14 protein-coding genes are annotated in these 13,515 nt (G+C 59.8%); 6 read left to right on the top strand and 8 right to left on the bottom strand.

Going from position 1 to position 13,515, the window contains the following annotated elements; translation table 11 throughout:
- Positions 1–10: 10 nt before the first annotated feature.
- On the bottom strand, positions 11–475 hold the full coding sequence (locus JAO82_RS11720) for a GatB/YqeY domain-containing protein (RefSeq protein WP_198686610.1): 465 nt from the start codon (positions 473–475) through the stop codon (positions 11–13).
- Between the two features lie 165 nt (positions 476–640).
- On the opposite strand from JAO82_RS11720, the gene carA reads away from it, so the two are divergent.
- Together carA and JAO82_RS11710 are read left to right on the top strand one after the other, a co-directional pair.
- The gene (carA, locus tag JAO82_RS11715) at positions 641–1,804 is read left to right on the top strand and encodes a glutamine-hydrolyzing carbamoyl-phosphate synthase small subunit (RefSeq protein WP_198686571.1); all 1,164 of its coding nucleotides are present in this window, start codon (positions 641–643) and stop codon (positions 1,802–1,804) included.
- 96 nt (positions 1,805–1,900) lie between these two features.
- Positions 1,901–3,784 carry a glycosyltransferase gene (locus tag JAO82_RS11710; RefSeq protein WP_198686570.1) on the top strand — a complete coding sequence of 628 codons (1,884 nt, stop codon included), beginning with the start codon at positions 1,901–1,903 and terminating at the stop codon, positions 3,782–3,784.
- A gap of 4 nt (positions 3,785–3,788) precedes the next feature.
- On the opposite strand, the gene JAO82_RS11705 is transcribed toward JAO82_RS11710, so the two are convergent.
- The gene (locus tag JAO82_RS11705) at positions 3,789–4,442 is read right to left on the bottom strand and encodes a GntR family transcriptional regulator (RefSeq protein WP_232897366.1); all 654 of its coding nucleotides are present in this window, start codon (positions 4,440–4,442) and stop codon (positions 3,789–3,791) included.
- A gap of 106 nt (positions 4,443–4,548) precedes the next feature.
- Here JAO82_RS11705 and JAO82_RS11700 point away from each other — a divergent pair, with 106 nt between their 5' ends.
- From JAO82_RS11700 to JAO82_RS11690, 3 genes are all read left to right on the top strand, one after another.
- A complete protein-coding gene (locus JAO82_RS11700; RefSeq protein ID WP_198686569.1) occupies positions 4,549–5,193 on the top strand; it encodes a pyrimidine 5'-nucleotidase in 645 nt (214 codons plus the stop codon).
- Positions 5,194–5,277: 84 nt separating this feature from the next.
- Entirely contained in the window at positions 5,278–5,514 is a 237-nt protein-coding gene (locus tag JAO82_RS11695) for a hypothetical protein (RefSeq protein WP_232897365.1), read from the top strand.
- A 72-nt stretch (positions 5,515–5,586) separates the two neighbouring features.
- Positions 5,587–6,780, top strand: coding sequence for a UbiH/UbiF family hydroxylase (locus JAO82_RS11690; RefSeq protein ID WP_198686568.1), 1,194 nt, complete (start codon positions 5,587–5,589; stop codon positions 6,778–6,780).
- 18 nt (positions 6,781–6,798) lie between these two features.
- On the opposite strand, the gene JAO82_RS11685 is transcribed toward JAO82_RS11690, so the two are convergent.
- From JAO82_RS11685 to JAO82_RS11675, 3 genes are read right to left on the bottom strand one after another with little or no spacing between them, the layout of a single operon-like run.
- A complete protein-coding gene (locus JAO82_RS11685) occupies positions 6,799–7,923 on the bottom strand; it encodes an aminotransferase class V-fold PLP-dependent enzyme (RefSeq protein ID WP_198686567.1) in 1,125 nt (374 codons plus the stop codon).
- A 57-nt stretch (positions 7,924–7,980) separates the two neighbouring features.
- The gene (locus tag JAO82_RS11680) at positions 7,981–8,439 is read right to left on the bottom strand and encodes an Lrp/AsnC family transcriptional regulator (protein WP_198686566.1); all 459 of its coding nucleotides are present in this window, start codon (positions 8,437–8,439) and stop codon (positions 7,981–7,983) included.
- On the bottom strand, positions 8,436–8,891 hold the full coding sequence (locus tag JAO82_RS11675; protein ID WP_198686565.1) for an Lrp/AsnC family transcriptional regulator: 456 nt from the start codon (positions 8,889–8,891) through the stop codon (positions 8,436–8,438). The genes JAO82_RS11680 and JAO82_RS11675 overlap by 4 nt, the downstream gene beginning before the upstream one ends.
- A gap of 132 nt (positions 8,892–9,023) precedes the next feature.
- Between JAO82_RS11675 and ilvC the strand changes: the two genes are divergently transcribed.
- A complete protein-coding gene (gene ilvC / locus JAO82_RS11670) occupies positions 9,024–10,046 on the top strand; it encodes a ketol-acid reductoisomerase (RefSeq protein WP_198686564.1) in 1,023 nt (340 codons plus the stop codon).
- A gap of 56 nt (positions 10,047–10,102) precedes the next feature.
- On the opposite strand, the gene glmM is transcribed toward ilvC, so the two are convergent.
- The 3 genes from glmM to JAO82_RS11655 are packed head-to-tail and all read right to left on the bottom strand — an operon-like array spanning position 10,103 to position 13,387.
- The gene (gene glmM / locus JAO82_RS11665; RefSeq protein WP_198686563.1) at positions 10,103–11,449 is read right to left on the bottom strand and encodes a phosphoglucosamine mutase; all 1,347 of its coding nucleotides are present in this window, start codon (positions 11,447–11,449) and stop codon (positions 10,103–10,105) included.
- On the bottom strand, positions 11,442–12,470 hold the full coding sequence (gene folP / locus JAO82_RS11660) for a dihydropteroate synthase (RefSeq protein ID WP_198686562.1): 1,029 nt from the start codon (positions 12,468–12,470) through the stop codon (positions 11,442–11,444). The genes glmM and folP overlap by 8 nt, the downstream gene beginning before the upstream one ends.
- Positions 12,467–13,387 (bottom strand): dihydroneopterin aldolase, encoded by a 921-nt coding sequence (locus tag JAO82_RS11655; RefSeq protein WP_198686561.1) that lies wholly within the window; start codon positions 13,385–13,387, stop codon positions 12,467–12,469. Before JAO82_RS11655 ends, folP begins: the two co-directional genes overlap by 4 nt.
- Between the last annotated feature and the right edge of the window lie 128 nt (positions 13,388–13,515).

Here is a 13,515-nt window from a genome sequence, read left to right as displayed (position 1 = left end):
ACGTGGCTATTTACTTACCGCTCAGCAGCAGCTTGACCTTCGCACCAACCTTGCCGAAATCCATCTGCCCGCCATACTGCGCTTTGAGGTCGGCCATCACCTTACCCATGTCGCGAATCGTTTCCGCGTCGGTACGCGCGACCGCTTCGCGCACGGCGTCTTCGGCCTCCTGCTCGCTCAACTGGCGGGGCAGGAATTCAGCAATAATCTCGATTTCCTCGCGTTCGCGCTCAGCCAGATCCAGCCGCCCGCCCTCTTCATAGGCGCGCGCGCTTTCCTGCCGCTGTTTGGTCATCTTGCTCAGGATCGCCAAGACTTCGGCATCACCGACCCCGTCATCACCATCCTGCATTCGGGCGGCGATATCCTGATCTTTGATCGCAGCATTGACCAGGCGCAATGTCGACAAGCGGGTCGCTGCTTTGTCCTTCATCGCCTGCTTTATCGCGTCATTGATCCGTGTGCGCATATCCATCATTCCGCCTCTATCATCGTGGATCGCCAGAGAGCGGAACTTATCGAAACCGCGCATCCGGCACAACCTGCTATCGCGGGGCACATTGGCCCAGAGCGCCTTGACCCGGGTCCTGCCGCCGCATAGATGTTCCCCGATTTGCCCTGAACAGATGAGAGACGCGCCATGGCACAGCCTGCCCTGCCCAAGCCAACAGCCTGCCTTGCACTGGCTGACGGCACCGTGTTCTATGGCACCGGATTTGGCGCAACCGGCCAGACGGTGGCGGAACTGGTATTCAACACTGCAATGACCGGCTATCAGGAGATCCTGAGCGATCCTTCTTATGCGCAGCAGGTCATCACCTTCACCTTTCCTCATATTGGCAATACAGGTGTGTCCCCCGAAGACGATGAAGGGGCCGATCCGGTGGCTGCAGGCATGGTGGTAAAATGGGATCCGACCGCGCCCAGCAACTGGCGCAGCGCCGAGACACTGAAGACTTGGCTGAAAAAGCGCGGGCGCATCGCCATTGGTGGCGTCGATACCCGCCGCCTGACACGCGCGATTCGGCAGCAGGGCGCGCCCCATGTTGCGCTGGCGCATGACCCGTCGGGTGATTTCGACGTACCGGCGCTGATCGCCGCCGCGCGCGGGTTTGCCGGCCTCGAGGGCATGGATCTCGCACGCGTGGTTACCTGCGCGCAATCCTATCGCTGGGATGAAATGCGCTGGGCTTGGCCAGAGGGCTATCAACGCCAGACCCAGCCACAGCACAAAGTGGTCGCAATAGATTACGGCGCCAAACGTAACATCCTGCGCTGTCTGGCCTCGGTCGGCTGTGACGTCACCGTTCTGCCTGCGACCGCAACCGCCGAAGAGGTGCTGGCCCATTCGCCAGATGGGGTGTTTCTGTCCAATGGCCCAGGTGACCCCTCGGCGACGAGCGAGTATGCAGTGCCGATGATCCGCGAGGTTCTTGACCGCTCCGACGTGCCGGTTTTCGGAATCTGCCTTGGGCATCAATTGTTGGCGCTGGCGCTCGGTGGGCGCACAATCAAGATGAACCACGGCCATCACGGCGCGAACCACCCGGTCAAGGACGTCGAGACCGGCAAGGTTGAAATCACCAGCATGAACCACGGCTTTGCCGTCGACAGCCAGTCGCTGCCCGATGGCGTTCTGGAAACCCATGTCTCGCTGTTTGACGGTTCGAATTGCGGCATCCGCATGGTGGATCGCCCCGTCTGGTCGGTACAGCATCATCCTGAGGCCAGCCCCGGACCGCAGGACAGCTTCTATCTTTTCGACCGCTTCGCCAATGTCATGGCGGGCCGCCAACAGCCCTGATTAGTCTAATATCAAAATATTAACTCTTTAACCGTGTGTTAACCTCGGGCCGTGCAGGGTGATGCGTATCTGAAATGATGTGTGTCGGATGCACTTATGCGGAGCCAGTTGCAGCTCCTTGATATCAATCGCCCGGTCGCGTCACGGTCCGAGCCGCATGCGCCGCTCGGGCACCATCTGGTAAAAATGGGCGCGATCCGCCCCGATCAGTTACTCAAGGCGCTGGAGTTGCAATTGCGACTGGGCGCGCCCATCGGCGAAATCCTCATGGCCGAGGGGTGGATCACACGCCAGACGCTTGAAGCGGCGCTGGCCGCTCAATACAGCCTGTCCCTCGTCGACCTCGAAAGCATACCGCCCGACACAACATTATGCCGCCGCCTGCCGGCCGAGTTCTGGCTGCATCATCGTGTGATACCGTGGCAGCAACCGGGCGATACCGTCATGATTGCCACCTGCCGCCCGGATCGTTTCGAATTGATCCGCAATCGTCTGAGCGACGTGTTCATTCATGTGACACCGGTGCTGACCGGAGAGCACGCCATTGCCACTGCGATTGCGCGTGAATTCCGCACCGATTTGGCAATAGCAGCAAGCGAACGGGTGGCGCAGCAATATAGTTGCCGCACTTGGAAACATCGCAAGCGCGCAGTGTTGCTAGCAATGCTGACCCTTACGCTCGCGGCGCTGATTGTCGCTCCGGTAACAATGTTCACGGGACTCAGTCTGCTTGCGATCAGCTCGCTGGTCATGTTCGCAATCCTAAAGACCGTCGCCGCTTGCGCGCACCTCTCGCAGATCGGACAACAGAGGCGCCCCCTTGCGACAGCGACATCAGAGGCCACATTCCGACTGCCCCATGTTTCGGTTCTGGTGCCGCTTTTTCATGAGGGTGAGATCATCGGTGATCTGCTGCGCCGCCTTGAACTGCTAACCTATCCAAAGGTTTTGCTGGATGTGGTTCTGGTACTTGAGGAAGAAGACGACACAACCCGCGCGACACTGGATAAATACTCGCTGCCCGATTGGATCCGTCTAATCGAAGTTCCCGCCCATGACGGGCTGACCACAAAACCACGGGCGATGAACTATGCCTTGGATTTCTGCCACGGCGAGATCATCGGTGTCTGGGATGCCGAGGATGCCCCCGAAAGCGACCAGATCGAAATTGCTGTTGCCCATTTCGCCACCGTCCCGCCCGACGTGGTCTGCCTTCAGGGCGTCCTCGATTACTATAACCCCCGCACGAACTGGCTGGCTCGGTGTTTTACCATCGAGTACTCCGCTTGGTTCCGTATCGTACTGCAGGGCATCGCACGGCTGGGATTGGTGGTGCCATTGGGCGGCACGACACTGTTCTTCCGGCGCGACGTGCTTGAACAATTGGGGGGATGGGACGCCCATAACGTGACCGAAGACGCGGATCTGGGCGTGCGGCTGTGTCGGGCCGGATACCGCACCGAAATGCTTCAATCCACGACCTATGAAGAAGCCAATTGCCGGCCTTGGCCCTGGGTCAAGCAACGGTCACGCTGGCTCAAGGGATTCATGGTGACCTATCTGGTTCATATGAGAAACCCCGCCCGACTGTTAAGCGATCTCGGACTATGGAGATTTCTTGGCGTGCAGGCATTTTTCATCGGCACGTTAAGTCAGTTCCTGTTGGCTCCCGTTCTATGGTCGTTCTGGCTGATTCTACTGGGCCTGCCGCATCCCATGAAAGATACATTTTCGCCTGCCCTTGTGGCCACGGTCAGCGCAATGTTCATTGCTGTCGAAGGAGTAAGTATCGTGATCGGGCTGATCAGCGTGTCACGCCGCGAGCGGCGCTTTCTCATGCCCTATGTCCCAACTCTGGTCCTGTATTTTCCTTTGGGCTGCATCGCCGCATACAAGGCACTATATGAACTGCTGTTCCGACCATTCTATTGGGATAAGACCCAGCACGGTCAGGCCGCCCCGGACACTCCGCCCTGCTGATCGGTCAGGACATGCGTTCGCGCGCATCCGCATCCTGCTTCAACCGCGTCATGAAGGCGACCGAAATATGGTCACGCAGCGCCTTTTCCGCCCCTTTTTCATCGCGGGCTTCGATGGCAGACACGATCCCGTCATGTTCGCTTTGGGCAATTTCGCAGCGTCCCTCAACAGCAAGCGAAGTGGTGGTCATTAGGGCCATGGTACGATGCACCAGATCCAACTGTTGCACCAGATAACGGTTATGCGAGGCCAGATGGATCTGCTGATGGAACCGCCGGTTGGCCCGCGATAGCGCGGCCGGATCCTTCACGAGTTGGTCATCGCTGTTCACCATCTCGCGCAATATCGTGATTTCCTCGGCGGTGGCATGGCGCGCGGCCAGACGCGCGGCCAAACCTTCAAGCTCGCGACGCACGACATAAAGCTCGGCCATCTGATTGTGATCGAGCGACGCCACAATCATCGAACGGCCATCGCGCTCCAGCAGAGATTGCGTCTCAAGGCGCTGCAACGCCTCGCGGATCGGCGTACGAGACACGCCGAAGCGCTCGGCCAACTCACTTTCAACCAAGCGGTCGCCGGGCCCGTAAATGCCAGCGTCAATCGCATCGAGAATCATGTCATATACATCGACGGGCTGTGATCGAGAATTATCCATGACGGTATCACCCCTTTTCGCAATCAGACCTGTCTTACATGGCACTATCGCAGACGATCAACCCTTGCCATTGCATTGTTTGAGCCGGCGGCCTAAATCCTCGACTATGGTCAAATCTGATTTTTCGCATGTCGCCTATTGGGTGTTTGATCTCGACGACACTCTCTATCCGCCCCATGCACGATTGTTCGATCAGGTCCGGGCGCGCATGGCGCAATATATCATGGACACCCTGAACCTGACCCAGAGCGAAGCCGATCGGCTGCGCTATCGTTACTGGCGTACCTACGGCACCACACTGGCGGGGCTGATGCGCGAGCACGGAATCGACCCGGTGCCTTATCTGGCGCATGTGCACGACATCTCATTTGATCATCTGGAACCGGATGCGGTGCTGGCTGGACATATTGCTGACCTGCCGGGCCGGCGCATTATTTATACAAATGGCAGCGCGCCCTATGCAGAACAGGTACTCGCGGCGCGGGGGTTGTCAGGGCTGTTCGATGCAATTTACGGTGTCGAACACGCCGATTTCCGCCCCAAACCTGAACGCGAGGCTTTCGAGACCGTTTTCGCCCTTGACGGATTGCAATCAGATAAGGCGGCCATGTTCGAGGACGACGCCCGCAACCTCTCTGCGCCGCACGCTATGGGAATGCGCACCGTGCATGTCGCCCCCGAACGTGATCCGGGCGATCATGTTCATCACCATACCGACGACCTGACGATGTTCCTGTCCAAATTGGTCTGACTGCGACAAAACGCACTACCGCAATCCACGCGCAAGATGGTTATGTGCAGGATTGCGAACCAAAACTTTCGAAAGATTATCGACATGACATTTGCAGATCCTCTTGAAGGCGCTGTGGACAGTGGCCACGAAACCAACAGTCAAAAGACGCAGGAACAGCGCGATACCGCCACTGCTGTCCGGATCATGGTGGGCGTCTTTGCATTTCTCCTCGCTTGGGGGGCAAGCGTCGTCACTTGGGGTCTTCCGGGGCTTTACCTTCCTGCCGTTGGGCTGGTTCCGGTGGTCTATGTCATGCTATTGCTGATCACACGGGGTTAATCGCAACCGATAAGCCACTGGTACCGGAAACCGGACAAAGCTATCTTGCGGTCATCACACTAAAGGGCCGCCATGCGTGACACTGACATCCTGATTTCCGGTGGCGGAATCGCCGGGCTGACCGCAGCGGCGGCATTCGGAAGTGCCGGATTCGACGTGATTTGCGTCGATCCCACCGCGCCCATAACCGAACGCGACACCGAAGGATCGGACCTGCGCACCACCGCCCTTTTGCAACCGGCGCACGCCCTGCTGGATCGCTGCGGATTATGGGAGCGGCTGAAACCCTATGCCACACCCCTGCGGATCATGCGAATTATCGATGCCGGCGGCACCCAGCCCGAACCACGGGTCACCCGTGAGTTCAGCTCCGCTGATCTTTCTGACGACCAGTTTGGCTGGAACCTGCCCAACTGGCTGTTACGGCGCGAACTTCTGGCGCGACTGGCCGATCTGGCCAATGTGGAATTTCGCCCCAGTATCGGCACAGCGCAGCTTTTCACCCGAACCGAAAGCGCCCGGATAACGCTGAGCGATGGCGCCCGTGTCCGCGCCCGGCTGGTCATCGCTGCCGATGGGCGCGATTCCCCGATGCGGCAGGCGGCAGGAATCAGGGTGCATACCACGCGATATGGGCAAAAGGCGCTGGCCTTTGCCGTGACCCATCCCAAACCGCATGAAAATATTTCGACCGAAATCCACCGCAGCGGTGGCCCCTTCACCTTCGTGCCCTTGCCCGACTATCAGGGGAAGCCCTCGTCTGCCGTGATCTGGATGGAGCGCGGCCCCCGTGCCCGCGATCTGTTTGAGATGGAAACCAACGCCTTCGAGGCCGCGATGGCTGAACGCTCGTGCCATCTGCTTGGCCCGCTGACCTTGGCGTCGCGGCGCACGATCTGGCCAATCATCAGCCAAAGGGCCGAAACCATGAGCGGCGAGCGTCTGGCACTGATGGCCGAGGCCGCACATGTGGTGCCCCCGATCGGCGCGCAGGGACTGAATATGTCGCTGGCCGATCTGCGCTGCCTGCTGGACCTTGCCGAGGCACGGCGCGATGGGTTGGGCGATCAGCAGATGCTGGATGCGTACCACCGTGCCCGGATGAATAATATCAAGCTACGGGTGCAGGGGATCGACCTGCTGAACCGCGTATCAATGGCGGGCGCGCGACCCATGCGCGATGCGCGCGCATTGAGCCTGAACGCGCTTTATGCATTGCCTGCAATACGGCGGATGCTGATGCAGATGGGATTGGGCGCACGCTGATCCCGCGCGCCCTTATTCTCACAACACCTTGTCGAGTACTTTTTCCAGACGCGCCACGGTGGCGTCCACATCATAGAGCTTGTCCAAACCAAACAGACCCAGACGGAACGTGCGGAAATCCTCGGGCTCGTCACAGGCCAGCGGCACGCCAGCGGCGATCTGCATGCCTTCTGCGGCGAATTTCGAGCCATTATGCACACCCGAATCTTCGGTATAGCTCACCACCACGCCCGGAGCCCCGAAGCCTTCGGCGGCCACCGATACGATGCCACGTTCGCGCAGCATCGCCCGCACATCATTGCCAAGCTTCCACTGCGCCTTTTCCAGCCGGTCAAATCCGTAATCACGGGTTTCGATCATGGTGTCGCGGAACGCGCGCAGCGCATCTGTCGGCATGGTCGTGTGATAGGTATGTCCGCCGGATTCATAGGTGGCCATGACCTCGCGCCATCTTTTCAAATCCAGCGAGAAACTGTTCGACTGGGTCTGCTCAAGGCGTTCCTGTCCCAGCGGCGACAGCATTACCAGCCCGGCCGAAGGCGATGCACTCCAACCTTTTTGCGGGGCCGAAATCAGAACATCCACGCCGGTTTTTTGCATATCGACCCAGGCACAGCCGGAAGCGATGCAATCCAGAACCATCAATGCGCCGACCTCATGCGCGGCTTCAGCCATTGCGGTGATGTAATCATCGGGCAGGATCACCCCTGCGGCTGTTTCCACATGCGCGGCAAACACCACGCCGGGGCGCATGTCGTGGATTTCCTGCACAACCTGTTCGATCGGGGCCGGAGCGAAAGGCGCCGGACGGTCGTTACCGGTCTGGCGGGCCTTCAGCACACGGCTGTCGCGGCCCAGCCCGCAGGTTTCGAAAATCTGACTCCATCGATATGAGAACCAGCCGTTGCGCACTACCAAAACGTCGGTGTCCTGTGCAAACTGGCGCACGACGGATTCCATCGCATAGGTGCCGCCACCGGGTACCAGCGCCACCGCATCGGCTTTATAGACCTCTTTCAGCATGCCGGAAATATCACGCATCACCTGCTGAAAGGTTTGCGACATATGGTTCAGCGAACGGTCGGTAAAAACGACCGAAAATTCTTCAAGCCCCTCTGGGTCAATAGTTTCAAGTAATGCCATTTTATTCTCCGTAAAGTTTTGCCCTGCATATCCTGCATGACATATCATTTGCAAAGCCTATCCCAAGGGTCCGGGGCGGCGCTCCTCGCTGAGAACCACATTGGCCTCGACTTCGCCGGCGCCGGGCAGTGTCATAATGCGGTGGCGCAAGACACGTTCGAAATCAGAAAGATCGCGCGCGACGATGCGCAGGCGGTAATCATAAAGGCCCAGCACGTGTTCGACTAGCTGCACTTCGGGGATGGCGCTGACTGCGCGCTCGAAGTCCTCGAGGCTGACATGACCCTTACGGGCCAACTTGATACCAAGGAAAACCGTGACGCCAAAGCCCAGCGCAGCCTTGTCCAACCGCAAGCGCCGCCCGCTGATCGCGCCGCTGTCTTGCAGCCGCCGGATTCGCCGCCAAGTGGCCGGTTGTGACAGACCGAACCGCCGCCCCAATGCCCCCGCACTTTGGGTGACATCCTGAGCAAGCGCCCGCAGCAATTGGCGATCGATCTCATCCAATTCGATCATATCGGTAGCGCCTCGTCACTTTTCACGCGGGAAATCAACATCAACGCCTCGATATCTGCGATATGCGGCAGGGTCAGGATACGGTCGCGATAGACTTGCTGGTAATGCGCCATATCGCGCGCGATCACTGACAGACGCAAATCGACGCGGCCCAGAAAGGTCTGGATCTCCAGCACCTCGGGCACCTCGCGCGCGGCGGCAATCAACTCGTCAAACCCGCGCGGCTGGGTCTTGTCCAGCGTCACCCGCAGCGACACCTCGACCGCATAACCCAGTGCCGCCCAGTCGATCACTGCCTCCTGCCCCCGGACGATTCCGCTGGATTGCATGCGCTCCAATCGCCGCCAACAGGTCGCGGCGGTGATGCGACAGCGCGCGGCCAGATCGGCGGTGGACAGGGTCGGGTCGGCCTGTAACTGGCGCAGGATGCGTCGATCCAGATCATCAAGCATGATTTTCTCGGGTTATGCCACTTGGGCGAATGGATTTTTGCCATTTAGGACGTAAATCACCCGTCAAGCAATCGCAAACACGCGCCCTATCCGGTAAGAGGTTTACGGAACCAAGAGGAAAGGATACCTGACATGCGCGTTTATTATGACCGCGATTGCGATATCAACCTGATCAAAGACAAGAAGGTGGCGATTCTGGGCTATGGCAGCCAGGGCCATGCCCACGCCTTGAACCTGCGCGATTCGGGTGCAAAGAACGTGGCCGTTGCCTTGCGCGACGGCTCGGCAAGTGCCGCCAAAGCCGAAGCCGAGGGTCTCCAGGTCATGGGAATCGCCGAGGCCGCCGCTTGGGCCGACCTGATCATGTTCACCATGCCCGACGAATTGCAGGCCGAGACATACAAAAAATACGTCCATGACAACATCCGCGAAGGCGCCGCCATTGCCTTTGCCCACGGCCTGAACGTGCATTTCGGATTGATCGAGCCGAAAGAAGGCATCGACGTGATCATGATGGCACCTAAGGGTCCCGGTCACACGGTGCGCGGCGAATATGTCAAAGGCGGCGGCGTGCCGTGCCTGGTGGCAGTGGACCGGGACGCGACCGGCAAGGCGCTGGAAATCGGCCTGTCCTATTGCTCGGCCATCGGCGGTGGCCGCTCGGGGATCATCGAAACCACCTTCCGCGAAGAATGCGAAACCGACCTGTTCGGCGAGCAGGCGGTTCTGTGCGGTGGTCTGGTCGAACTGATCCGCGCCGGGTTCGAAACTCTGGTCGAAGCCGGATACGCGCCGGAAATGGCTTATTTCGAGTGTCTGCACGAAGTCAAACTGATCGTTGATCTGATTTATGAGGGCGGCATCGCCAACATGAACTACTCGATCTCGAACACTGCCGAATATGGCGAATATGTGAGCGGCCCCCGTGTCCTGCCTTACGACGAGACCAAGGCCCGCATGAAAGGTATCCTGGCCGACATCCAGTCGGGCAAGTTCGTGCGCGACTTCATGATGGAAAACGCCGTCGGCCAGCCGTTCTTCAAGGGCACACGCCGCTTGAACGACGCACACCAGATCGAAGAGGTCGGCGAGACCCTGCGTGGCATGATGCCCTGGATCTCTGCCGGCAAGATGGTCGACAAGGAAAAGAACTAAGGGTTTAGAAGCCCTGAGTAACCCAAACCCCGGCGGTTTCGCCGGGGTTTTTTTATTCAGCCGATGCTGACGCTTTCAACAGCCGCGACGACACCGTCCACGGCGTTATTCATCAGCGCCTCGTCCTCGGATTCAGCCATGACGCGGATCAAGGGCTCGGTGCCGGATTTGCGGATCAAAAGCCGCCCGCGTCCGGAAAGGGCGGATTCGGCTTCGGCAATCGCGGTCTGGACGCCTGGCGCATCAAGCGGCGCTTCGCCAGCCGTATAGCGCACGTTTTTTAGCAATTGCGGCACCGGTTCGAACTGGCGCGCTAAAGTGCTGGCGACCTGCCCCGAGCGCAACATCTCGGCCAGAAAATGTAGCCCAGCCATCAGCCCATCGCCGGTTGTCGCGAAATCGGTCATCACGATATGGCCCGATTGCTCGCCTCCCAGATTGAACCCGCCTTGGCGCATACGCTCAACGACATAGCGATCCCCGACAGCGGTGCGCTCAAGCGCAATCCCGTGCTCGCCCAAGTGCCGCTCCAGCCCAAGATTTGACATCACCGTGGTCACCAAGGAATTGCCCGCAAGCCGGCCCTCGGCGGCCCAATGGGTCGCCAGAAGCGCCATAAACTGGTCGCCATCGGCGATCTCACCGGTTTCATCGATGATGATCACCCGGTCAGCGTCACCATCAAGGCAGACCCCCACATCGGCCCCATGAGCAACCACGGTTTGTGCCGCCACATCGGGGCTGGTCGAGCCGCAATTACGGTTGATATTAAAGCCATCGGGTTGGGTTCCGACTGGGATAACGGTGGCGCCCAACTCCCACAGGATTTCCGGTGCGGCACGATAAGCAGCGCCGTTGGCGCAGTCGACGACCACTTTCAGGCCCTCCAGCATCAGGTCACGCGGCAGCGAGGATTTGACCCGTTCGCCATAACGAAACCGCGCATCGTCGATCCGCTTGGCGCGGCCGATGCTGTCGGCGGCGGTCGGCTCGACACCGGATTCGACCAGCGCTTCAATTTCGATTTCGACCTGATCCGACAGTTTGAACCCATCGGGGCCGAAAAACTTGATCCCGTTATCATGCGCCGGATTGTGGCTGGCTGATATCATCACCCCGAGATCCGCCCGCATCGATTTGGTCATCAGGCCGACAGCCGGCGTTGGCACCGGCCCCAGCAGCAACACATTCATGCCGGTGCTGGTCAGCCCTGCGGTCAGCGCGTTTTCGAACATATAGCCCGACAGGCGCGTATCCTTGCCGATCACGACGCGATGCACGCCGCCATTATCACGCCGAAAATAGCGCCCGACAGCAGCACCGATGCGCAACGCCATGTCGGCGGTCATTGGGTGGGTATTGGCGGCGCCACGCACGCCGTCGGTTCCAAACAGTTTACGCATCTAGATCCTCATATCCGCCCTCATGCACGGCCTGCCACAACCGGACCGCCTGCACCGTTTCCGCTACATCATGGACCCGCAAAAATTGCACACCTTGCGCCAAGGCCGCCAGGCCTACCGCGATGGACCCCGGCGCGCGCGCATCCGCGCGCGGTTCTTGCCCCACATGACCGATGAATCCTTTGCGCGAGACACCAAGTAGCAAGGCACAGCCAAGGCCGTGAAATACAGCAATATTGCGCAATAGCGTCAGATTGTGCGCAAGGGTCTTTCCAAATCCAATTCCCGGATCGGCAATGATATTGCTGCGGGCGATGCCCACGGCCTCCAACGCGCTGATGCGCTCTTCCAGCGCGTCATAAACATCCAACAGCACATCGTCATAGCGCGGATCGTCCTGCATTGTTGCCGGGTCGCCCTGGCTGTGCATCACACAGACCGGCACGCCGCGCGCCGCACAAAGCGGGGCCAATTTATCGTCATGGGTAAAGGCCGACACGTCATTGACCAAAGCCGCCCCCGCATCAAGCGCCGCCTGCGCAACTGCGGCCTTGCGCGTATCGATGGAAATCGGAACTCGGGTTTCAGCCTGCAGTGCGGCAATGACCGGCACGGTTCGCGTAATCTCTTCGGCACCCGCGATCGTGGTCGAGCCCGGGCGCGTGGATTCACCGCCGATATCGATCAGGTCGGCACCGGCTTTCAACATCGCCTGCGCCGCTGCCTGCGCGCTTTGCAGATCGGCGTGGCGGCCACCGTCCGAAAAACTGTCGGGTGTGACGTTCAGAATGCCCATGATGCGAGGCGTGTCCAGTTCCAGCCCGGCAATGGGGGACCGGGGCGCGGTCAGCGCCTTTCGCACCGGCGCGGGGGTCTGAGTTGCGGGAAGGATACGGGGTGCCTCATCGCGGGCCAGACGTTCGACCTGGGTAAACCACAACGGGCCGCCCGCCACTGACAATGCGCCGTCCGGACGGGTCGTGCCAAATTGAACCAGCGGGCGAAAACGTGCCGCGCTCATAGTTTCGCCTGATCGACCGGCACGGCGCGCAGAGTCAGGCCCGGGAACTCCGGCACGTCCGCCCCGATCACGATGATTTCCTCTGCCTCGAAAGTCGTGGCAAACCACGCTGCGAGCGCCACTGCATCGGCACGATGCGCCGAGGGGCCATCAACCGCATCGAGCACGATTTTCGACGGCGCCCAGATACTGATCTGATCGTTCTTTATCGCCCAGTCCAGTTCGGTTCGGGTCGCAACAACCTTGCAGCGCTCGTCCCGCGCCGCCAGAATCCAGGCGTTCTGCTCCAACGCCAGCAGATCAATCCGACGCTGGGTCATTCGGTGGCCGGTCTGCGGTGCAGCCAAGTCAGGCGCTCCGACACACAGGATCAGCGGGCGGCCATCGGCGCGGAGCTGGTCAATCCACCTCGAAAGGTTGGGCGAGGCAATAGCTGCATTGGACAAAAACATCAGTCTGGGTTGGGGCCGTTCCTGTGCGCCGGCCTCACCGGGCTGCGCGTCGCGCGCGCGAACAATTTCGACGCCCAGCGCACCAGGGCCGCGATCAAGCTTTTCAATCCGTACGAACACGCGCACGGCCTGCGGTTCCAGCAAGATCCGCCCGGCGACGCGTTCCGCCAGTGTTTCCAGCAGGTTCAGCCGCTCTTCGGCCAGCGAATCGGCAATCGCTTCGGTCACGCGGTCGTATGACAGGATACGGTCCACATCGTCATCAATCGCGTCAGTCAGAGGTTGTACCTCGACCACAATATTGAACCGCACGCGCTGAATGGTGCCACGTTCCGCTTGAAACGCGCCGATTTCAACCGCGACGATGTAATCGCGTAGGGAAATGCGGTCGAGCGGTCCGTTGGGATTGCTGGCCTCGGCCCGCTCGGACGGATGCGCAAAGGCGTTGCGGATTTCACTGCTCATATTGGTGAAGCCCTTTTGGATTGCGAAAGAAAAGCAGCCCAGCGGGCCATGCGCGAGCGTTCTAGCGTGGTTCGGCGCTGATCTGAACCATGTTTTCGCACTATGCCAAGATAATTGACAGGTTGCGG

Source organism: Pontibaca salina (assembly GCF_016307205.1).
Classification (GTDB): Bacteria; Pseudomonadota; Alphaproteobacteria; order Rhodobacterales; family Rhodobacteraceae; genus Pontibaca; species Pontibaca salina.
Note: the sequence above shows the minus strand (reverse complement) of the source record. Positions and strands in the feature narration are given on the sequence as shown.